The sequence below is a fragment of the Aquimarina sp. I32.4 genome, from assembly GCF_002924285.1.
In the GTDB taxonomy this organism is placed as follows: Bacteria; Bacteroidota; Bacteroidia; order Flavobacteriales; family Flavobacteriaceae; genus Aquimarina.
This window is the reverse complement of record NZ_PGUB01000010.1, coordinates 50,601-73,108: the sequence shown is the minus strand read 5'-3', so window position 1 is coordinate 73,108 and position 22,508 is coordinate 50,601. Positions and strand designations below refer to the sequence as shown.

The 22,508-nt window shown below is 32.8% G+C and carries 20 protein-coding genes; 8 read left to right on the top strand and 12 right to left on the bottom strand.

The genetic code is table 11. The features are described from left to right. Window positions 1-1,009 precede the first annotated feature (1,009 nt). A complete protein-coding gene (gene nhaC / locus CVD18_RS03760) occupies window positions 1,010-2,494 on the top strand; it encodes a Na+/H+ antiporter NhaC (protein WP_103864103.1) in 1,485 nt (494 codons plus the stop codon). Between the two features lie 58 nt (window positions 2,495-2,552). Here nhaC and CVD18_RS03755 read toward each other — a convergent pair whose 3' ends face one another. After that, the gene (locus CVD18_RS03755; protein WP_103864102.1) at window positions 2,553-2,951 is read right to left on the bottom strand and encodes an acyl-CoA thioesterase; all 399 of its coding nucleotides are present in this window, start codon (window positions 2,949-2,951) and stop codon (window positions 2,553-2,555) included. 90 nt (window positions 2,952-3,041) lie between these two features. On the opposite strand from CVD18_RS03755, the gene CVD18_RS03750 reads away from it, so the two are divergent. The 4 genes from CVD18_RS03750 to CVD18_RS03735 all read left to right on the top strand — a co-directional run bounded on the left by CVD18_RS03750 (window position 3,042) and on the right by CVD18_RS03735 (window position 6,370). Next, window positions 3,042-3,671: an NAD(P)H-dependent oxidoreductase gene (locus CVD18_RS03750; protein WP_103864101.1), complete on the top strand. Its 630-nt coding sequence runs from the start codon at window positions 3,042-3,044 to the stop codon at window positions 3,669-3,671. A gap of 236 nt (window positions 3,672-3,907) precedes the next feature. Beyond that, entirely contained in the window at window positions 3,908-5,116 is a 1,209-nt protein-coding gene (locus tag CVD18_RS03745) for a DegT/DnrJ/EryC1/StrS aminotransferase family protein (RefSeq protein WP_103864100.1), read from the top strand. A gap of 206 nt (window positions 5,117-5,322) precedes the next feature. Next, the gene (locus CVD18_RS03740; protein WP_103864099.1) at window positions 5,323-5,820 is read left to right on the top strand and encodes a MepB family protein; all 498 of its coding nucleotides are present in this window, start codon (window positions 5,323-5,325) and stop codon (window positions 5,818-5,820) included. 163 nt (window positions 5,821-5,983) lie between these two features. Further along, window positions 5,984-6,370: a cytochrome c gene (locus tag CVD18_RS03735; protein ID WP_103864098.1), complete on the top strand. Its 387-nt coding sequence runs from the start codon at window positions 5,984-5,986 to the stop codon at window positions 6,368-6,370. Window positions 6,371-6,454: 84 nt separating this feature from the next. Here CVD18_RS03735 and CVD18_RS03730 read toward each other — a convergent pair whose 3' ends face one another. The 7 genes from CVD18_RS03730 to rpmH form a co-directional block, all read right to left on the bottom strand. Beyond that, window positions 6,455-7,675 (bottom strand): S8 family serine peptidase, encoded by a 1,221-nt coding sequence (locus CVD18_RS03730; RefSeq protein WP_103864097.1) that lies wholly within the window; start codon window positions 7,673-7,675, stop codon window positions 6,455-6,457. 443 nt (window positions 7,676-8,118) lie between these two features. Then, complete coding sequence (locus CVD18_RS03725) at window positions 8,119-9,342, bottom strand: S8 family serine peptidase (protein ID WP_103864096.1); 1,224 nt, start codon at window positions 9,340-9,342, stop codon at window positions 8,119-8,121. A 434-nt stretch (window positions 9,343-9,776) separates the two neighbouring features. Next, complete coding sequence (locus tag CVD18_RS03720; RefSeq protein ID WP_103864095.1) at window positions 9,777-10,994, bottom strand: S8 family serine peptidase; 1,218 nt, start codon at window positions 10,992-10,994, stop codon at window positions 9,777-9,779. Window positions 10,995-11,381: 387 nt separating this feature from the next. Next, entirely contained in the window at window positions 11,382-11,624 is a 243-nt protein-coding gene (locus tag CVD18_RS03715; protein ID WP_103864094.1) for a transposase, read from the bottom strand. Window positions 11,625-11,846: 222 nt separating this feature from the next. Further along, on the bottom strand, window positions 11,847-13,082 hold the full coding sequence (locus tag CVD18_RS03710; RefSeq protein WP_158250384.1) for a S8 family serine peptidase: 1,236 nt from the start codon (window positions 13,080-13,082) through the stop codon (window positions 11,847-11,849). Between the two features lie 435 nt (window positions 13,083-13,517). Then, complete coding sequence (gene carB / locus CVD18_RS03705; protein ID WP_103864092.1) at window positions 13,518-16,370, bottom strand: carbamoyl-phosphate synthase large subunit; 2,853 nt, start codon at window positions 16,368-16,370, stop codon at window positions 13,518-13,520. 99 nt (window positions 16,371-16,469) lie between these two features. Further along, complete coding sequence (rpmH, locus tag CVD18_RS03700) at window positions 16,470-16,628, bottom strand: 50S ribosomal protein L34 (RefSeq protein ID WP_081414554.1); 159 nt, start codon at window positions 16,626-16,628, stop codon at window positions 16,470-16,472. A gap of 176 nt (window positions 16,629-16,804) precedes the next feature. Here rpmH and CVD18_RS03695 point away from each other — a divergent pair, with 176 nt between their 5' ends. After that, entirely contained in the window at window positions 16,805-17,320 is a 516-nt protein-coding gene (locus tag CVD18_RS03695; protein WP_103864111.1) for a hypothetical protein, read from the top strand. Window positions 17,321-17,472: 152 nt separating this feature from the next. Further along, window positions 17,473-18,279 carry a redoxin domain-containing protein gene (locus CVD18_RS03690; RefSeq protein WP_103864091.1) on the top strand — a complete coding sequence of 269 codons (807 nt, stop codon included), beginning with the start codon at window positions 17,473-17,475 and terminating at the stop codon, window positions 18,277-18,279. A gap of 10 nt (window positions 18,280-18,289) precedes the next feature. Here the strand turns inward: CVD18_RS03690 and CVD18_RS03685 are convergent, their stop codons facing one another. From CVD18_RS03685 to CVD18_RS03675, 3 genes are all read right to left on the bottom strand, one after another. Next, window positions 18,290-18,709, bottom strand: coding sequence for a sulfite exporter TauE/SafE family protein (locus CVD18_RS03685; protein WP_103864110.1), 420 nt, complete (start codon window positions 18,707-18,709; stop codon window positions 18,290-18,292). Between the two features lie 104 nt (window positions 18,710-18,813). Continuing rightward, complete coding sequence (locus tag CVD18_RS03680) at window positions 18,814-19,761, bottom strand: lytic transglycosylase domain-containing protein (RefSeq protein ID WP_103864090.1); 948 nt, start codon at window positions 19,759-19,761, stop codon at window positions 18,814-18,816. A gap of 68 nt (window positions 19,762-19,829) precedes the next feature. Beyond that, window positions 19,830-20,501, bottom strand: a complete 672-nt coding sequence (locus CVD18_RS03675; RefSeq protein ID WP_103864089.1) for an alpha/beta hydrolase — start codon at window positions 20,499-20,501, stop codon at window positions 19,830-19,832. Between the two features lie 304 nt (window positions 20,502-20,805). On the opposite strand from CVD18_RS03675, the gene CVD18_RS03670 reads away from it, so the two are divergent. Further along, a complete protein-coding gene (locus CVD18_RS03670; protein WP_103864109.1) occupies window positions 20,806-21,108 on the top strand; it encodes a GNAT family N-acetyltransferase in 303 nt (100 codons plus the stop codon). A 69-nt stretch (window positions 21,109-21,177) separates the two neighbouring features. Here the strand turns inward: CVD18_RS03670 and mtaB are convergent, their stop codons facing one another. After that, window positions 21,178-22,506 (bottom strand): tRNA (N(6)-L-threonylcarbamoyladenosine(37)-C(2))-methylthiotransferase MtaB, encoded by a 1,329-nt coding sequence (gene mtaB / locus CVD18_RS03665; protein WP_103864088.1) that lies wholly within the window; start codon window positions 22,504-22,506, stop codon window positions 21,178-21,180. Between the last annotated feature and the right edge of the window lie 2 nt (window positions 22,507-22,508).

Here is a 22,508-nt window from a genome sequence, read left to right as displayed (position 1 = left end):
AACCCTCGCTTGGCTAATGGTATGTGTGGAATTATTTCCATTTCTATTGTATATTTGTCTAGTACGCTGTACATAATGGGCTGCTTTTATATAATTTACGTGTCGTAACGCAAATATCGGCAGCCCGTTTTTACAATTCAAAAAAAGTTTAAATCAGTTCTAAATAAAAAAAAGCCTCTGGGGTGAGAGGCTTGTTAAGTTTAGGGCGAAAACTAATTTTTGGGGTAAAAAAGTTTACTTTAGTTCAACATGGGGCTAATCAATATTTTAATATCTTTTTCTTATACATCAAAGGTATATTTTTACTACAAAAGGCTTACAAAATAATAATTAAAAAAAACCAGTATTATCGATTAAAAACAATTTTAATCGATAAAAAACATATTTATTGATGTTTATTTATATCTTCAATAAAAAACAGTTATAAAAACATAGATAAATTCCTGATTCAAAATACAATAAACAGAGTTAAAAAGTAGGAAATTTCTTTACCATATTTACCTGTGTTAATTTTAATACTTGAATATTACTTCTTCTATAACGGATACAACATTTTATTCAATCAACAACCTACTCTAAATTTCAATAGCACATCAGAGCAATATAAACAAACGACTTAAAACCTATCATATTAACTATAAATCAAATCTTTACTAAAAATAGGATCATCTATAAAAAAACAAAAAGCCTCTGGGTATGAGGCTTATTAGGTGTAGGTCTAAATAACTCTATCGAGTTATTTTTATTTAGGACAAAAAAAGTTAAACCGATTAAATAAAAATCAATTTTTCCCTTACTTTGTTTTGCACTTCAAAAGTAAAAATTTTGTTAAAGAGCACTTCATATATAGTATTAACAAAATCAACATATTCGATTAAATACATAAATAAACGATTAAAGACATTTTATATTATTTACTCTTTTTTGTTTTTTCTTAAAGTCAACTCCAACGTTGCATAACTTTTATTAAAATCGTAACATTACATCCATAAAATTTCGAACTCAATACATGGAAAGCCAGAACATCACCCCGTCATCCCCAAAAGATGAAAATATCATAACAAATAAAGAATTAAATATTTGGGAGGCATTACTTCCTATATTGATATTGGTTGGCATGTTATTTTACAATGTCTATTACGTTTATGGAAATGAAGCTATCGACGGTAGTAATCAATTTGTTCTGCTCATGGGAGCTGCAGTAGCTGCTATAGTAGGATTTTATAATAAGGTAACTTACAAACAAATGATGGAGGAAGTTGCCAAAAATGTAAAGTCAACCTCTAGTGCACTAATCATACTATTACTAGTAGGATCATTAGCTGGAACTTGGTTGATTAGCGGTATTATTCCTACAATGATTTATTATGGTTTACAAATTCTTAATCCAACGATCTTCTTGGCTGCTTGTGTAATCATATGTGCAATCATATCCATCGCAACAGGTAGTTCTTGGACTACCTCTGCTACTGTAGGCATTGCCCTTATCGGTATTGGTGACACTTTAGGTATTTCTTTAGGAATGACAGCAGGAGCAGTGATTTCTGGTGCTTATTTTGGAGATAAAATGTCTCCCTTATCTGACACCACTAATTTAGCTCCAGCAATGGCAGGTGGAGAATTATTTTCTCATATAAAATATATGGCATACACAACTGTTCCTACAATAGTAATCACGCTACTGGTTTTTATTATAATAGGATTTACCATTGATACCTCTGGAACTCCAGAAATTAGTAAACAGTTAAATACTATTGATGATGCTTTTAATATTTCACCCTGGTTATTCATTGTTCCAATTCTGATAATAGGCTTAATTATAAAAAAAACACCTCCTATAATCGCTTTACTTATAGGCACATTGCTCGGAGGTATCGCTGCAATTATTGCTCAACCAGAAATTGTAATGGCCGTTGCTGGAAGTGACGAATTCACATTTAATTCTGCTTATAAAGGAGTCATGAATGCGATGACAACAAAAACATCAATACAGACATCCAATAAAGAACTTACTAAACTCTTCACTTCTAAAGGAATGTTTGGAATGCTAAATACTATTTGGTTAATACTATGTGCTATGGTTTTTGGTGGTGTGATGGATGCCATTGGAGCATTAGCCAGAATTAGTAAAGCCTTATTAAATTTATTTGATTCTGTATTCGGACTTTTCGCAAGTACCGTAGTTAGTTGCCTTGCATTAAATATAACTGCTTCTGATCAATACCTAGCAATAGTTGTACCTGGTAGAATGTATGCCAATGCATATAAAGACAAAGGACTAGCTCCAGAAAACCTAAGTCGTACCCTAGAAGATTCAGGAACTGTTACCTCCGTTTTAATCCCCTGGAACACTTGTGGAGCATATCAAAGTGGAGTACTTGGTGTACCTGTAGTAGATTATTTATTTTTTGCAATTTTTAACTGGCTTAGCCCATTTACAACACTACTTTTTGCTGCTTTTAGAATTAAAATAAAGCAATTAGCAAAAGGCTAATACTAGCCAGGTAGATTTTATTTTATGCATCCAATTTTATTTAATAATCAAATTGGTATCATTCACTATCTAAAATAGGGACTGGTTTCTTGTTATTACCTATAGCAACAAACTTAAAATGACCAGAAACTGCAATCTCACGATCATAACTATACATCTCTTCTTTATAAATATCAACCTTTACCATACAACTTGTTCTACCTACTTTGGTTACTTTTGCTACCAATTCTATAATAGTTCCTGCTGGTATTGGTTTTTCAAAATCAATCTTATCGGTAGATATGGTAACCATTTTTTTTCTACTAAACCGTGTTGCACATATAAAAGAAACTTCATCCATGAGCTGTAAGGCAGTCCCCCCAAATAATGTCTCATAGTGATTTGTAGTGTTAGGAAATACAGCTTTAAAAATCCTTGTTTCCGATTTTTTTATCAATTCTTCTATAATAGCATCCATACCTATAGTAAAATATTTTTTTCTTAGTATTCAATGAGTCAAAGGTAAATCTTATACTAGTATCTTTGCTACATATTAAAAAAAATTCGGATGAATATTATAGATAGTTTATATTGGCGATATGCTACCAAAAAATTTGATAATACAGAGATACTTCCTCAAGAAAAAGTAGATACACTCACCGAGGCATTTAATCTTACAGCAACATCATACGGATTGCAACCTCTAAAATTAATTGTAATAAAAGATAAGGAATTACAAAAAGAACTTACCAAACATTCCTGGAACCAACAGCAGGTTGCCGATGCATCTCATCTACTTGTTTTTTGCATAGAAAAAACAATTGGAGAGCAATATATCAATAGTCATTTTGATAATATAAAAGCCACTAGAAATACTCCTGATGAGATTTTACAACCTTTCAAAGAACATTTAGTTGATTCTTTTTCTTTTAAATCTCCAGAAGAAATATCAAACTGGGCAGCAAAACAAGCCTATCTAGCTATGGGAAATCTGCTTACTGTATGTGCTATCGAAAAAATAGATTCTTGCCCTATGGAGGGGTTTGTTCCTGAAAAATATGATGAAATATTACATCTAGATGAGCTAGGACTCTCATCTATCTTGGTATTACCTGTAGGGTATCGTGCCAAAGATGATATGTTCTCAGAATTCAAAAAAGTAAGACGCCCTATAACAGATACAGTTATTACTCGTTAAATTAGTGTTCTAAGGTATTCTCTCTCCTACTCACTAATAACACGAGCGTAGTATTTATACTTTTTTTAATAACGAATACATTATTATGGGAGTATTAGTTCTAATTCCTTCGGTTTATATTTCTTTTTGATATACCTGTGATAATTCTGTTAAAAAACTAAAATATCCAAGACGTAATCAAAACTCTTTTCGGTATTTTTGCCTAATAGAGTGTTTAATTATATAACAGTATAGCGATGCCAGGATTCGAATTATTTGGTTCAGAAGAAAAAAAAGAAGTGCAAGACGTATTAGACAACGGAGTTTTAATGCGTTATGGATTTGACCCTATGAGAAATGGTCATTTTAAAGCATTGGAACTAGAAAAAGATTTATCCAACAGGATGCAAACCAAATATGCGCAAGTAGTATCCAGTGGCACAGCTGCTCTTACTGTTGCTCTTGCCTGTGCTGGTATTGGATCGGGTGATGAAGTAATCATGCCTACATTTACCTTTGTAGCTAGTTTTGAAGCGATATTATCAGTGGGTGCAACCCCAATACTTTGCGATATCGATGATACACTTACTCTTGACCCCAAAGCTGTAGAAGCTGCCATCACACCAAAGACCAAAGCCATCGTACCTGTACATATGTGCGGATCTATGGCTGACCTTGAAGCATTAAAAGCAATTTGCGATACCCATAATCTTATATTAATAGAAGATGCTTGCCAAGCTATTGGGGGTACTTATAACGGGCAACCTTTAGGTAGTTATGGTGATTTAGGGTGTTTCTCTTTTGATTATGTTAAGACTGTTACTTGTGGTGAAGGTGGTGGAATTATTACAAATTCTGAAACCTACGCAAATAACATGCACAAATACCATGATCATGGCCATGATCATATTGGGAATGATCGAGGTGCAGAAACGCATCCTTTCTTAGGATACAACTATAGATTATCAGAATTAAATGCCGCTGTAGGAATTGCTCAACTACGAAAATTAGATAATACACTTGCTGTTCAAGAAAAAAATTATACTGTGCTCCGTGATGCATTGTCTACAATTCCCGAAGTAAGTTTCAGAAAAATACCTGCGACAGGAGTAGAAAACTATTCCTTTCTTACTATATTTCTTCCAGATGAAAATTTGGCAAGAAATGCTCATAAGGCTCTAGGAGCTCATGGCGTAGATGCTTGTTTTTATTGGTTTGATAATAATTGGCATTATTATAAAAAATGGGAACATCTGCTAGAACCACAATCCCTAAACAAGCTTTCTCATGAAATACAATCGGGATTACAAAAAAACAACAAAACATTTAAAGCCAGTGATGTATGGATGGGACGTACCGTTTCTTGCCTAATTAAATTAAACTGGACAGAAGAAGAAGTAACACAAAGAGCTTCTAAAATGGTAGCTGCTATCAAAAGTGTTGTTAGTACTCAAGTATCTAACTAAAAAAATAATACCCCTAAGTACTATTTATATATATTTAGGGGTATTTTATACATAAATTTCAGTTAGCATTTCAATTGAAAATCATATAATATTGGCCTCTCTTTCAATTTATATCTAGTATTAGTTTACTACCACAAAGGCACAGAAAAATCATAGTGCATTGATTACAATCATATAAAAAAATCAAAGGTTAAATAGTGTTATAAATGAATAATGAATTAATAAGAATTAAGGAAGCAGTGTATGATCTATGTGCTTTTGAATTTTCTGATTTCAAAAATGAGTCTGAAAGCTCAGAATACCATGCATGTAGATTCAAAATCAATACGCTTCATATTGTTTGTAGAAACGCCAAGATAACTCCCAAAAAAATAGGGCAATTTGTAACTTTCTGGAAACGTATAGAAAAAGGCCCTATTGAACCATTTTCCCAATCTGACCTTATTGATTTTTATATTGTAAACGTACGAAACGAAGATCAATTTGGACAATTTGTTTTCCCAAAGTCTATTTTAATAAAGAAAGGTATAACCTCAACAAATAAAAAGGAAGGAAAACGAGCTTTTAGGGTATACCCCATCTGGGATATTCCACAAAATAAACAGGCAGAGAGAACCCAAAAATGGCAACTGAATTATTTTTACAAAATTGAAAAAAACATAAATTTTGATAAAGTTCGTGAATTATTTACTCCTCTTTTGTAAATTCTAAAATAGAAACATCTATAGAAATCACTTCCCTTTGTTTTATTAGATTCTAGAATCAAAATGTCTTATTATATAATTAGTCATGTATGTAATATTATAATTAACTGCTTAAAATCAGAAATTAACAAAATATTTGTATATTCCTCACAAAAACCCCACTATGAGAACGCTACTGTTAAATAATTTAATACTTCTATTCTCTCTACTTTGTTTTGGTTGTAGCAGCAGTAGTAGTGATGATGCTGGAAACCCTAATCCCGATCCTGACCCTATTACAAACCCTAATCCTAACAAGACCACGACTTACACCAATGATGTAAAAGCTATTTTAGATGATCAATGTTTACAATGCCATACTATTCCTCTAGCTCAAGGTGCTCCTTTTGCTATGCGTACCTATGCAGAAACTATCAATGCTATAAATAATAGAGAGTTCTTTTTAAGAATAAAGTCTAATGGTTTTAATGTCATGCCACCTGAAGGTAGATTACCGCAAGAAACCATAGACATTATATTGGATTGGGAAGCTGATGGCTTAATAGAGTAATCAAAAAAAAAGATTTCTAATAAAAGAAAAGCTGGAACACCTTGGTATTCCAGCTTCTCCATACGTAACAATATGATCGTATATTTAGTTTACAGTTGCTATAGGAGCTGTATGTCCTCCTTTGCTTACAGAACCATCTGTTCCTGTACTATTTCCTCTCAATAATAAAATTCCTGCTACATGTGGTGATGCCATAGAGGTACCTGAAGCCTTATTAAATCCTCCATTTAGCCAAGTAGACCATACAGCCGTTCCAGGAGCCCATACATCTACACTACTTCCGAAATTAGATCCTCCCGCTGGGCTATCTGTATTAGTCATATTACCAACACACCATGAGTTTGCAGTTTGTAATCTTTTTGGTGAATAATATTGCGTATCATCATTATTATTCCCTGCTGACATTGCACCATAAGAAATACGTTCTAAATTTCTAAAAGCATTATCTACAATTACAGAAGTAGATCGCTCTGTAGGTCCTATACTATAGTTCCACGTTTCTCCGCTACTAATATTACGAGCTACATGATCTACACCTGCCAATGTACCTCCATTAGAAGTAGAACCCGAAGCATCAAAAACTCTCACAGACACCACTGTTGCTCCATATGCAACACCTATAACTCCAGAACCATTATTTTTTGCAGCTACTATACCTGCTACATGAGTTCCGTGACCATTTTCATCTTGCCAAGATGTACCTGCAAAATATACACTTTTACTTTCATCAATATTCAAATCATTATGACGTGATATACCACTATCTATAATCCAGCATGTTTTTCCTGTACCATCTCCTCTACCTACTCTATTTATACCCCAAGGTAAAAACTCACCATTTGATAATTTAGAATCGCTGGTTGTTGCTTTGTTTGCAACAGTTGCAGGGAGTGTACTTACAGGGTTTCCCATATCTACATCTAATTGATACACATAATTAGGTTCTATATAAGCAATATCAGGGTCTTGTTTAAGCATTTCAGCTTGTTTTTTTGAGATATCTTTCACCAAGAATCCTTGTACAACATTACTATATGCGTATTTTAAGTTGTTTTCTTGAATAGCATATTTCTGCAATGTACTCTTTGATTTCATCTGCATTTCTGCATGCTTACCATACAAGGATTTATTCTCATTATATATAATAATATATTCCCCAGAAACGGCTTGATCTGCTCCTATTTCTTCTGTAACAGGATCTGTGGTTGCATCGATTTCGGTAATCTCTTCTGTATCTTTTTCACAACTGAAAAAGGTCAGTGAGAGTACTGCCATTACGCTTAAAATTTTTTGTTGAGTTTTCATTAAAATTGTTTTTTTGTGTTAGACTTGTTTAAAAAGTAAATTAAAAGTTGAGCTCTTCTTTAAAATTTAGTAAAGCAAAATACAAATTAATATGAATTAAAAAATACGGTAAACACATAACAAACAGCATCTTACATATTTAAACATCGTTTTAATAGAAAATTAAGAGAATTTAAACCTTAATAATCAAACACTGTTTTATCACTGTAAATCAAGAACTTACAACATTAATTTACACACTATATTATTAAGATATTTATGCCTATATACTTAGGTTTTCAAAAGTTATATTCTTGTAAAAATTAACCTTCCTTAACTCCTTTTAACTAACAGTTAACTCCTAATTTTCTAATAAAAAGCAATTTATAATCCATTCTAATAAAAAAAGAGAAGCCAATACTTACATTTTTGGCTTCTCTCTTCTAAAAAAATATCATAAATTTTTAGTTTACGGTTGCTACAGGAGCAGTATATCCCCCTTTGGTTATAGAACCATCTGTTCCAGTATTATTCCCTCTAAGTAATAAAACTCCTGCTACATGTGGTGATGCCATAGAAGTACCCGAAATTACATTATAGCCACCGTCTAACCATGTGGACCATATCTGACTACCAGGAGCCCATATATCTATACTACCCCCATAACAAGAATCACCAGCAGGGCTACCTATATTAGTCATATTACCTACACACCAAGAATTTATAGTTTGTAATCGTTGTGGTGAATAATATTGTGTATCATCATTATTATTCCCTGCTGCCATAGCACCATAAGTAACTTTTTCTAAATTCTTAAAAGCGTTATCTATAGCCAAAGAGGTAAAACGCTCTTTAAACCCTATGCTAAAATTCCAAGTATCTCCTTTTCTTGCATTACGTGCCACATAATCTACACCTGCCAGCATACTGCCATTGGTACTTGTATTGGTGGCATCTAATACTCTCACAGATACTACAGTTGCTCCATACGCCACTCCTACAACACCAAAACCATTATTTTTAGCTGCAACTGTACCTGCCACATGGGTTCCGTGCCCGTGCTCATCTTGCCATGATCCTCCAACAAAACTGATGCTTCTTTTTGTATCAATATTCAAGTCACTATGAGGCGCAATACCACTATCAATAATCCAACATGTCTTACCTGTCCCATCTTCTCTACCTACTCTATTTATCCCCCAAGGCAAATACTCTCCATTAGGTAAAATGATATCATTGGTCATTGCTTTGTTTACTACTGTTGCTGGTAATGTACTTACGGGATTACCTATTTGTAAATCAAATTGGTGCATATAATTAGGTTCTACATAAGCAATATTTCTATCTTTTTTAAGCATTTCTATCTCCTTTTTTGATACATTTTTTATCAAAAATCCTTGTATAACATTACTATATATATGTTTTAGACTACTCTCTGCAATGGTATACTTTTGTAATATATTCTTTGATTTCTCTTGTACTTCAGAGTGTTTTCCTAATAATAATTTATTTTCATTATAGACAATTATATATTCACCAGGAATTGCTTGATCTGCTCCTATTTCTTCTGAAATATTATCAATTACTGCATCGATATCTGTACTCTCTTCTGTATTTTTTTCACAACTAAAAAACACCAGAGGTATTACTACTATTATTACATTAAATATACGTTGTTGAGTTTTCATTAAAAATTTGTTTTTATGTTAGAATTGTTTAAAAAGTAAATTAAAAGTTGAGCTCTTCTTTAAAATTTAATGAAGTAAAAATAAAAATTAACACGAATCAGAAACCGCATTAAAAACCTAACAAACAACAAATTACACATTGGTTTTATTTTCTATCATGATGCAAAAAAATGACTAGATCAACAATCTTTTCTTTTTTTAAACACTAATAATCAATAAATTACAACCAAAAAACATGTTACAAGATGAAGTGTTTTGGATTTACAGTGTAAATTAACCTCAATTATTCCCTATTCAATATTAACTTATTTTAACCTCATTTAACTAATAGTTAAACCCTATAAGTATTGAAAAAAAACATAGATATATTATAAAAAAAGAGAAGCCAGAACTGATAGTTCTGACCCCTCCAAACTTAAACAATATAATAGATTTTAATTTAAAGTTGCAATAGGAGCTGTGTATCCTCTTTTAGTTATTGACCCATCTGTTCCTGTATTGTTTCCTCTAAGTAATAGGATTCCTGCTACATGTGGAGATGCCATAGAGGTACCCGAAATTTTATTAAATCTTCCGTTCAACCATGTAGACCATACCTGTGTTCCAGGAGCCCATCTATCTACACTACTTCCGTAGCATGAACCACTTGCTGGTCTATCTGTATTCAACATGTTTCCTACACACCAAGAGTTTCTTGTTCGTAATCGTTGCGGAGAATAATATTGTGTATCATCATTACTATTACCAGCTGCCATAGCACCATAAGTAGTTCTCTCTAGGTTTCTAAAAGCGTTATCAACTGCTACCGAAGTAGATCGCCTACGTGGCCCTATACTATAGTTCCAAGTATCTCCATTTCTTGCGTTACGAGCTACATAATCTACTCCTGCTAAAATGCCTCCGTTACTACCTGTACCTCCAGCATTTAAAACTCTAACTGATATTACAGTTGCACCATACGCTACTCCTATAACACCAGAACCATTGTTTTTTGCTGCAACTGTACCAGCTACATGAGTTCCATGTCCGTTTTGATCTTGCCATGACCCTCCAACAAAGCTACGGCTTCTATTTTCATCTATATTCAAGTCTCCATGAGGAGCAATACCGCTATCAATAATCCAGCATGTTTTACCTACACCACTTGCTCTACCAACACGGTTTATACCCCATGGTAAAAACTCACCGTTGGGTAAATTTGAGTCATTGGTAACAGCCTTATTTGCAACAGTTGGTGGTAGTGTACTTACAGGGTTTCCCATATCTACATCTAATTGATACACATAATTAGGCTCTATATAAGCCACCTCAAGATCTTGTTTAAGCATCTCTGCTTGTTTTTTTGAGATATTTTGAACCAAAAACCCCTGTACAACATCACTGTATGTATATTTTAAGTTATTTTCCTGAATACCGTGTTTTTGCAAAGTACTCTTTGCTTTGATCTGTATTTTAGCCTGCTTACCTTGTAATGACTTGTTTTCATTATAGACAATAATATATTCCCCAGAAATTACCTGATCTGCTCCTACCTCTTCTGTAGTGTTGATAGTAGCATCAATCTCGGTAATCTCTTCTGTATCTTTTTCACAACCGAAAAAGGTCAGTGAGAGTACCGCCATTATACCTAAAAAATTTTGTTGAATTTTCATTAAAAATTTGTTTTTGTGTTAAAAAAAATTAATAAAGTAAATTAAAAGTTGAGCTCTTGTTAAAATTTACTGAGACAAAAATAAAAATTAATATGAATTAAAAATTACGGTAAAAACATACATATCAATTATTTACAAAAAAATAGAGAGGGAATTTGAAGAAAAAAGAAGGTTTTATTTTCACAATGCAACATTGTTGCATTATTGACAATCAAGTGTTTAACGATTTTATTACGAAAGAAAAGCAGGCACAATAATTAACAAAACAATACAATTATGTATTTATCAATATGTTAACTTACTTTAACATGATTTAACACATGATTAACCCATTTCAACTTAACTAATTAGCAAAATCGAAAAATAATATAGGTGTTTTATACAGCTTTAATGAGAATGATATATATCCAATAATAATCTTTTGGCATTACTAATAGCAATATGTACCCAAGGTAGTATTTCTGAGGTTTTGCTTTTATCTTTTATGATTACTGCATTATGATCTTCTAAATGATCCTTGATATCATTATAATTATTAGCTCCGTCTGTGGTAGCAGATGCCTTTGTGTCGATAGTATCCTTAATCTGTTGTTGTGTAGTTTGTTTTGTAAGGTCTTCTATAATTTTCATTTTAATAAAGCCTACTTCCTTTGAGGGTATATGTTAATGTTTATATTTATCAGAAGTTTCCACAGCCTTGGACTCCACCATTACCAACACTGATAGTTGTTTTTGACTTCCTTTACCTCGTTTAACTAACAGTTAACCCTATAAATATTGAAAAACACATACATATATTATAAAAAAAGAGAAGCCAGAACCGATAGTTCTGACCTCTCCAAACTTAAATTTTTAATTTACAGTTGTTGCAATAGGAGCCGTATGGCCTCCTTTACTTACAAATCCATCTGTTCCCATACCACTGTCTATTAATAGTATTCCCGCCACATGTGGAGATGCCATAGAAGTACCAGACATTTTATTAAACCCTCCGTTTAACCATGTAGACCATACATTTGTGCCTGGAGCCCAAGCACTTACACTATTCCCATAATTAGAAGATTCTGCAGGACCATCACTATTAGTCATATTTCCTACACACCAAATGAATGAGTTTGCCGTTTGTAATAATAATCGTTGTGGTGAATAAAACTGAGTATCATCATTACTATTACCCGCAGCCATTGCTCCGCCGGTCCATCCTCCTCCTTGTAGTTTTCTAAACGCATTATCTATAGCCACATTAGTATGACGATATCTAGACCCTATACTATAATTCCAGATATCCCCTATCCATGCACTCTTAGCAACATAATCAACACCTGCAAGTATACTTGCAACACTACCAGTACCTCCTGCACCTAAAACTCGCACAGAAACAACCGTAGCACCATAAGCCACACCAATAACACCTGAGCCATTATTTTTTGCAGCAACAGTTCCTGCTACATGCGTACCATGACCGTTTTGATCTTGCCACGATCCGCCAACAAAACTTCTGCTTTTGCTAGCATCAATTTTCAAATCAGGATGAGGTGCAATACCACTATCAATAATCCAGCAAACTTTGCCAGAACCACTTGCTCTACCCACTCTATTTACACCCCAAGGTAAAAAGTCTCCACTCGGTAACCAAGAATCATTAGTCACTCCTTTACTTAGTACCGTTGCAGGAAGTTGACTCACAGGTTTTCCCATTTCAACATCCAATTTTACAATATAGTTAGGCTGTATATATGCAATTTCCAGATCCTTTTTAAGCATTTCTACTTGTTTTTTAGATAAGTTTTTTACATGAAAACCTTGGATAGCACTGCTATAGGTTTGTTTTATATTATCCTCTGCAATTGCATATTTTGATAGCGTTTGCTGGGATTTAGCCTTCATACCAGTACTTTTACCAGATAGAGACTTATCTTCTTTATAAATTACAATATATTCTCCAGGTATCGCTTGTTCTGCTCCTACTGTTTCTGTAGTATCTACTCTGGTTTCAATATCAGTAATCCCATCAGCATCTTTTTCGCAACTATAAAAGAGGAAAGAGAAGACTGCTAATATACTTAAAATTCTCAGTTGGATTTTCATTATTGTTTTGATTTTTGCATTAAACATTTGATTCTAAATTCAAATTAAAAAGTTGATCTCTAATTAAAATTTGTTGTTCAAAAGTAGAGATTAATTCAAACAAACAAATACAGTAAACACGTAATAAACAACGAGTTACACCGTATAAATATCTTATTTATGGTCAATAAAAGGTTCCTTACTTTCAACAATGCAACACTGTTTTATTGTTGAAAATCAAGTGTTTATAAATTTTATTAAGAAAGAAAAGCAGGTACAATAATTAACAATACAATTATGTATTTATCAATACGTTAACTTACATTAACGTGATTTAACATATGATTAACCCATTTCAACTTAACTAGTTAGCAAAATCGCAAATAATATAGGTGTTTTATATAGCTTTAATGAGAATGATGTATAAAAAATCCCGCATTTTACGGGATTTTTATTTTATTTACTTAGATACATTTTACGCCTCGAATACAAGTCATAAAACTGATCGTCTTTGAGATCATCTATAAATAAGATACTCTCTCCAGTACTTTTCATCTCTGGACCTAATTTCTTATTTACATTAGGAAACTTATTAAACGAAAATACTGGTTGTTTAATTGCATATCCTTCTAAATGTGGCTCAAAATTAAAGTCTGTCACTTTCTTTTCCCCCAACATTACTTTGGTTGCATAGTTTATATACGGTTCTCCGTATGCTTTTGCAATAAACGGTACTGTTCTCGAAGCTCTAGGATTGGCTTCTATAATATATACCATATCATCCTTGATAGCAAATTGAATATTAATCAATCCTACCGTATTTAGTGCTAATGCTATTTTTCTTGTATGGTCTTTAATCTGTTGCATTACAAATTCTCCTAGATTAAATGGAGGTAAAGTTGCATTAGAATCTCCTGAGTGAATTCCGCAAGGCTCTATATGCTCCATAATACCTATGATATATACATTCTCACCATCACATATTGCATCAGCCTCTGCCTCTATTGCTCCATCCAAATAATGATCTAGCAGTAATTTATTATTAGGAATTTTACGTAATAAATCTACAACATGCTCTTCTAGCTCCTGTTTATTGATCACAATTTTCATTCCTTGACCTCCTAGTACATAAGATGGTCTTACTAGAATAGGAAAATCTAATTTATCTGCAACCTTTAGGGCTTGATCAGCAGTTTCTGCTGTATCAAATTCTGGATAAGGAATGTTATTCTCTTGCAATAATTTAGAGAAATGTCCTCTATCTTCAGCAAGGTCTAATGACTGATAGCTTGTTCCAATAATTTTAATACCATAACGGTCTAATTTTTCTGCAAGTTTTAATGCCGTCTGACCACCAAGCTGAACGATTACACCTTCTGGTTTTTCATGTCTGATAATATCGTAGATATGTTCCCAAAAAACAGGTTCAAAGTATAATTTATCTGCAATATCAAAATCAGTAGATACTGTTTCTGGGTTACAGTTAATCATGATCGTTTCATATCCACACTCTGCGGCTGCCAACACTCCATGTACACAACAGTAATCAAACTCAATTCCTTGCCCGATTCTATTAGGCCCTGATCCTAAAATAACGATCTTCTTCTTATCGGTTACTTTACTCTCATTTACAACATAAGTTTCTCCTTCTGGTGTCTCTATCTCTGCTTCAAAAGTAGAATAGAAATATGGTGTTTGTGCTTTAAATTCTGCAGCACAAGTATCTACAAGTTTGTATACTCTTTTTATTCCTAACTCATCTCTCTTCCCATATACTTCACTCTCATAACATCCTACCATATGTGCTATTTGTCTATCAGCAAAACCTTTTTGTTTTGCTTCTAGTATCAATTCTTTGGTAAGTGTTTGTATCGTATGAGTTGATATTTCTTTTTCTAGATTGTATAATTCCTCATATTGTTTAAGAAACCACATATCTATTTTTGTAATCTCATGTATTCTACTTAATGGTATTCCCATTTGTATAGCGTCATAGATAACAAAAACACGATCCCAGCTAGCATATGTAAGTTTGTCTATAATCTGATCATAATCTTTATACCCTTTTCCATCAGCACCAAGTCCATTTCTTTTGATTTCTAGAGATTGGGTTGCTTTGTGCAATGCTTCTTGAAACGATCTCCCAATTGCCATTACTTCTCCTACTGATTTCATCTGTAGACCCAAAGTGCGGTCAGACCCTTCAAATTTATCAAAATTCCACCGCGGTATCTTTACTATAACATAGTCTAATGTAGGCTCAAATAATGCAGATGTAGATTTTGTGATTTGATTATCTAATTCATCTAGATTATACCCTATAGCTAATTTTGCTGCTATTTTGGCAATTGGATATCCAGTTGCTTTTGATGCTAATGCAGAAGATCGAGAAACTCTTGGATTAATCTCTATAGCTATGATATCTTCATTTTCATCAGGACTTACTGCAAATTGCACATTACATCCTCCTGCAAAATCTCCAATGCTACGCATCATATGGATTGCCATATCACGCATACGTTGAAAAGTTTTATCACTCAAAGTCATTGCTGGAGCAACTGTTATAGAGTCTCCTGTATGAATTCCCATTGGATCCATATTCTCTATAGTACAAATAATAACAACATTATCATTATTATCTCTTAACAGTTCTAATTCATATTCTTTCCATCCGATCAGTGCCTTATCAATCATTACTTCATGAATCGGCGAAATCTCCAACCCACGCGTTAGCAACTCATCAAAATCTTCTTCTTTATATACAATCGATGCTCCTGCTCCTCCAAGTGTATAAGATGCTCTAATCACTAATGGAAATCCGTATTCCTGAGCGATCTCTTTTCCCTTTAGATATGAGTTTGCCGTAGCCTGTGGTGCCATCGGAATCCCAATTTTGAGCATTAACTCTCTAAACTGTTCTCTATCTTCTGTGATATTAATTGCATCAATATCAACACCAATGATCTCTACATCAAAATCTTTCCAAATACCTTTTTCATCTGCCTCAATGCAAAGGTTAAGTGCTGTTTGCCCTCCCATAGTTGGTAATACCGCATCTATTTGAGGGTGCTCTTTTAGGATTTGGATTATTGATTTTGTATTCAACGGCTTAAGATATACATGATCAGCCATTGAGGGATCAGTCATAATAGTCGCTGGATTCGAATTTATAAGAATCGTCTCTATCCCATCTTCTCTCAAAGAACGTAATGCTTGAGTACCTGAATAATCAAACTCACAAGCTTGTCCAATTATAATTGGTCCTGACCCAATAATAAGTATACTCTTTAGTTTTTCGTTTTTAGGCATGTAATTACAGTGTTGTCTTTTACTTTAAATTATGTATTAGATATAAAAAAAGGCGTTACCGTTAAAGTAACACCTTAATTATTTTAATGCACATTACCATTAGTGCTTATGTCTTAATTCTGATGAAACAGATAGCTTCTTTCTTCCTTTTGCTCTTCTACGAGCTAACACTTTTCTACCATTTGCAGAAGCCATACGCTCTCTGAAACCGTGTTTGTTTTTTCTCTTTCTTTTCGATGGTTGAAACGTTCTTTTCATTGCTATCTATCTTTATAATCTTCTTTGGATATCTAATTTAATATTTCTGAAGTATTTCTCCTCAAAACTGCGGGCAAATATACAAAGAGTTTTTACTTTCACAAACGTAAATATCAAATTATTTTTATTTGTTTTTATTACCTTTGCCGATACTCAAAAAAAAACAAACTTTTTCAATGTACAATAAAAATATAAAATTAGTAATTGCAGCGATTATTATAGGGGTTGCTGTATGGCAAACAATAGAAGGATATATAGGAAATGGAATCATGCTTATTTTGCTGGCTGCAATTTTTGTTTTTTTATATTTTAAAAATGAATTAATTCTACTTGCCTTTCTTAGATTGCGTAAACAAGATTTTGAAGGAGCGAAAAAATGGTTGGATAGAATCAAAGACCCTGAAAGCTCTCTTATTGTGAAACAACAAGGATATTATAACTACCTCCTAGGTATTATGTTATCCCAAACAAATATCACAAAAGCTGAAAAATACTTAAAAAAAGCAATCAAGCTTGGGTTATCTATGAATCAAGATCTCGCTGTTGCCAAACTAAATCTTGCTGGTATCGCAATGACTAAACGTCGTAAAAGAGAAGCACAAATACTACTTACTGAAGCAAAGAAATTAGATAAACACAATATGCTGAAAGATCAAATTAATATGATAAAACAGCAAATGAAAAAAATCTAAGCATACTAATTACATAGAAAACTACGTTTATAATCATAGTTTGATTTTTTATTAAAAACGTTTTTAAATAAAGGAAATACATATTTTTCGCCTATAAAAAATGTTTTTTTTAATAGCATTATCTTACATTAGATGCCGTAATCTATTTTGGAATGAAAAAAATACTAGTACTAGGGATACTCTTTTTACACTTTTGTAATTCTTTTGCTCAAGAAGAAAGAAGGGTCCCCTTCTCTGTAGCTATTTCTGCTCATATCGTAAAATATAATCAAAGAATAGACGCTGCATACCAAGACCAGGATTTAGAACGAGCAGAGTTTTTATTTGACTCATTAGTAAATAACCACCTAAGTGGTACATACATGGACAACTTTAGCGTTTATCCGCTAAAAGGAGATCCTATCCTATTAGAAGATTATGAAAAACCCATGTTCCTTATCACTTATGCTTCTTGGTGCGTTCCTGGAGTTGGAGAGATTCCTGCATTAAATGATCTGGCTGACAGGTTTCATGATCAAATAGATTTTGTAGTTTTATTCTGGGATAATAAAGAAAAATTAAAAGAAAAATCTAAAGAGTACGATAGTAATATACAATTGGTACATATAGATGAAAAAACGAATCAAGATTCATATATCATAAACAAACTAAAACATGCACTAGGGTTTCCTATGATGTATTTTATGGATAATGAAAAAAAATTACTTGATATTAGAAAAATTGTGACACATCATTCTAGCGAATCCTTAAGTAATTCCTACAACATACATTTCAACTCACTATCAAAAGGAGTTTCCTTGCTAATATCTGACTTAGATTTGAACGCAGAAACTAAAGAAGGAGAAGAAGAAAACACAAAGGAGAATTCTGATTTACGTACGGATGACGAAAGAAATATTGATGAAGAGTATGAAAAATATAGACGTGAGCGCGATTCTTTGAATCAAAAAGATAATTAGAATTTATCTTCTATTTACCTAAAATCATCTTTAGCGCGACTACAATGAGCACTCCTCCAAATATTTTTTTGAGAAGTGCTTGATTTATCGAGATAGCCAGCTTACTTCCCAAATATCCTCCTACAATAAATGTTATTGCAATAACAACAGCATATCTCCAGTTTACATATCCTTCTTGATAATAATTATAAGCAGCCAATAATGTTACTGGCACTGCCAACACTGCCAGACTTGTTCCTTGTGCTTGATGCTGAGAGAAATTGACCAATAATATCAATAGAGGTATCATTATTACGCTTCCTCCTATCCCTAATGCACCGCTAAAAAAACCAGCTAATAAACCTATTAAAACCAGTGAAATTAATATCGAAGTATTCATGTATGTTTTTAGAATTATTACTTTCTTATAGGAGTCATTACTCCAAAAAATCCAATACGCAATACTACCCCACACAAACTATTTTTTTGCCAATTACTACAATCTAAATGAAATAGATTATCAAATTGAGTTAAAAAAATTATGTTTTAGCACTACTACTGGCCTACACCATATGTATAATAACCTTCTCTTGGTATTTTTATGAGGTACTCTTTTCCTGTAGCATTATTTAAGTGTGCTTCTCTAAGCCAAGGATTATGAAGTTTTAAAATTTTATAATTTATATTATACTGCGTCGCAAACTTAGTAAAATCAGTAATCGGCTCATCAACCAGTACATTAAAAGTAGGTATATGCTCATACAAATCTTCTGTACTGAAGTTGAAACCATACTTCTTTGCGTTACTCAGAATCTCTTTTACTGCTGCAATTCTAAACACATATCTTCCTGTTTCTTCTCCTAAAAGGAGATCATAGTACGAAGCAGCATTTTGTTTTTGCAACCTTCTATTAATCCCTGCACTACCAGCATTGTACGCAGCAGCAGCCAATGTCCACGTTCCAAAACGTTTTTTTGCTTTTTTCAAATATTTACACGCAACTCTAGTAGATTTTTCAATATGATATCGTTCATCTACATTTTTATTAACTTCTAACCCAAATTCTTGTGCTGTACCTTTTAGAATTTGCCAAAAACCAGTTGCTCTTGCAGGAGATACTGCTTGAGTCAAACTACTTTCTATAACAGCTAGATATTTAAAATCATCAGGTACTCCCTCTTCTTTAAGAATTGGTTCTATAATAGGAAAAAACTTATTTGCTCTTTTAAAAAGGAGTAGCCCATTAGACTGCCAATATGTATTTACCAGCAACTCTCTATCCATCCTTTCTCGAATATCAGGGTTTTCTATTGGAACTAATTCACCTGAAAAATTTATATTATCTGGCATTGCTATCGCATAGACATTATAATCATTGATCAATTTAGTTTCTAGAACTTCCTGAGTCAAAGGTTTTTGAGGTTCATCTTGAGCAGCATTAACCAGTATTCCAAAGGTAAACACAACTCCCAAAAGGGCTAACATTTTTTTTATCATTTTCATAGCTTAAAGTAGACTTTGATTTTATTGGGGAATAATACTAATAGTACAATATAACGTAAAAAGTTAGACTAATACAAGTTATCCTCTATAATTTGAGGTAAATTTTTATTAAACCATCTAGCCCTGTTCACAATCATAACGTGAGTTCCCTGATCTACTATTATACAGTTTTTAATATTTGAAATAGGAAAAACAATATCTTTATCCCCATGAATATGAACCAACTTATCTAGCGTTTTTTCTTGATCCCAACATACCATCTTTTCTATTGCCCAATCTAAATACACTTTATCATTTATTGATAAATATTTCTGATACATTGCGGCTCTTTTTTTTGCAAAGTTACCAACAGCCAATCTCTCCCAATTTTTAATATTAGAGATTAGCGACGTAGGAAGCAATTTATAAGCTTTGGTTTTTCTAGCAAATCTAATTCTTGCTGGTAATTCATATTTGTTTTTTACACTTGATATGATTATGATTTTTTTGGGAGTAAGAAATTTACTCATTTCTTGCACAATTACTCCACCAAAAGAAACTCCTACCAAAATACAGTTTTTGTGCTCAATTTCTTCACACATTCGCCTTGCATAATCCTCTACAGACTCTCTCTTATCAGGGATTTTCCAAGGTAAGGTTTTGGCTACAAATTTATCCTCAGGAAGCTTGATGAATTCAAATATAGAAACATCAGCTGCCATTCCTGGAACAAAATAAATATAGTTAACTTCCTGCGACATAGGTATTTTAACAGTACATATTAAATTAAAAAATCTTATTTCCTTATCTTTGCGTCTCAAAATTATAGTATTCCTTTATCAGATAAAAGGAAATATTGAGTTAATTTTTTGCAAAAAGGGAATTTTTTAGAACTAGCAATTCTTAGTTGAACAAGGTAATGTCAACTCTTATTTTTAAGTTAATGACAACTATCTCTAGAATACACCTCTTAGAGAGCGTACCTTCCTAGGATTGTTATTGCATGTAAGGTTTACCCCTTATATATTTGATTAAATACCTCATAATTTAAAACATATGGAGAACATGAGTGCTGTTGAATTAGAAATTACAGATAATGAATTTCTAAGACAATTCGAAACTACAATTGACGGTCAGAAAGCAAAGATCGAATATGCGCTACAGGAAAGAAAAATTTTTCTTACTAAACTTGTAATAGGTGAAGAACAACTTGAAAAAGGGCTCGAACAAGATTTTATTGTTGCTGTATTTAATGTAATTAAAGAACGTAACATACGATTAGTTCCTACTTGTCCTATTATCGCTAAATTTATGAGAAAAAACAGAAGACGATACAAAGATCTACTTCCTGTAGGAATAAACATATAGACAATGCTTTTCTATAATAAAAAAATCTGCCTCACAGCAGATTTTTTTATTATAATATAGTTATAGTGTTTACACCGCTAATTTTTCTACAATTAAATCAAATCTCACAATACCATCATCATCTATGGTAGTTAACCTCACTCTGTTTAATGTATTTATGTATAATGGATTCCACGGCATTTTTACTTTTACATAATTTTCTGTAAACCCATGAATATACCCTTCTTTATTTTCTGATTCAAAAAGTACTGTCCTTTCACTACCAAGCTGGCTTTCATAAAATGCCCTTCTTTTCTTTACAGATAATCCTCTCAACATTTTACTCCTCTTTTTTCTAGCCCCCATAGATACAACCCCATCCAAGCTAGCAGCAACCGTATTATCTCTCTCAGAATAAGTAAACACATGTAAATAAGATATATCCAATTGTGATAAGAAATTATATGTATCCAAAAAATGGTCATCTGTCTCACCAGGAAACCCTACAATAACATCAACACCGATACAAGCATGAGGCATCACATCTTTTATTTTTTTCACCCTATCCACATACAAATTGGTAAGATATCTACGACGCATTTTTTTCAAAATAAAATCACTTCCAGACTGTAATGGGATATGAAAATGAGGAACAAAAGCTCTAGAACCTGAGACATAATCAATAGTCTCTTTTTTAAGTAAATTTGGTTCTATAGATGAGATTCTTAGCCTTTCAATTCCTTCTACTGCATCTAGTGCCTGCACAAGCTCAAAAAAGGTATGCTCATGTTTCTTATTACCAAACTCTCCTTTACCATAATCTCCGATATTCACACCTGTAAGCACAATTTCTTTAATCCCTTTTTCTGAAATTTCTTTTGCGTTTTTCAATACATTTTGCAATGTATCGCTTCGAGAAATCCCTCTAGCCAAAGGAATGGTACAATATGTACATTTATAATCACAGCCATCTTGCACTTTCAAAAATGCCCTAGTACGATCCCCTATAGAGTAACTTCCTACATAAAAATCTGCCTCTTCTATTTCACAAGAATGCACCTCTCCAAATTCATTTTTAGAAAGATCATGAATGTAATCTGTAATTTTAAATTTTTCTGTAGCTCCCAACACCAAGTCTACTCCATCTACAGAAACCAATTCTTCAGGTTTTAATTGCGCATAACACCCTACCGCTGCCACAAAGGCATCAGGGTTTGTTTTTTGCGCTTGTTTTACTATTGTCTTAAACCTTTTATCTGCATTTTCAGTAACAGAACAAGTATTGATAACATATATATCTGCATTTTCAGAAAAATCTACACGGTCAAAACCTTCATCATTAAAGTTTCTTGCTATCGTAGAGGTTTCAGAAAAATTCAATTTACATCCAAGTGTATAAAAAGCAACTTTTTTTCTCATAA